Source organism: Campylobacter sp. 2018MI10, assembly GCF_018501175.1.
Lineage (GTDB): Bacteria > Campylobacterota > Campylobacteria > Campylobacterales > Campylobacteraceae > Campylobacter_E.
The window spans coordinates 1-458 of record NZ_JAHCZD010000083.1; the positions used below are offsets into that span (position 1 = coordinate 1).

General features: G+C 36.0%; 1 protein-coding gene. It reads right to left on the reverse strand.

Annotated features, from left to right (window positions below):
• On the reverse strand, window positions 1–458 hold a 458-nt coding region (locus KJR01_RS09775), incomplete at both ends, for a pseudouridine synthase (RefSeq protein ID WP_214119044.1).

The following is a 458-nucleotide window of genomic DNA, read 5'->3' on the forward strand; positions in this document are numbered from 1 at the left end:
CGCTTAAGATCCATGACTTCAAGATCAAAATGTCCAAAAAAGCGTCTAAGCTCTCTATTTTTACCTTCATTTATAACCACTCTAAGCTTAGTATAGCCTCCACTTGATCCAAAAATTTCAAAGTCTATAAAAGGAGCAAAACTCATAGAGGTAATTTTAGTTTTTGCATGTGCGCCTTTTTTTTCATTTTTAATCTCAAGTCCATTTTGCATGGCTTCGATGACTTGTTTGCTCACCGTGCCTTTAACTTTAAGGTAGTATTCTCTTTCTAAATCGCTATGCATTAAAGCATCGGCAATCACAGGAGAATCTGTAAGCAAAAGTAAGCCTTCACTTGCATAATCCAGCCTACCTACGCTAAGCCAAGTGCTAAATTGTCTTGGCAAGGTATCATATATAGTTTTTCTTCCACGATCGTCTTTTTTACTGACAATTTCACCTTTTTGTTTATGGTAGAT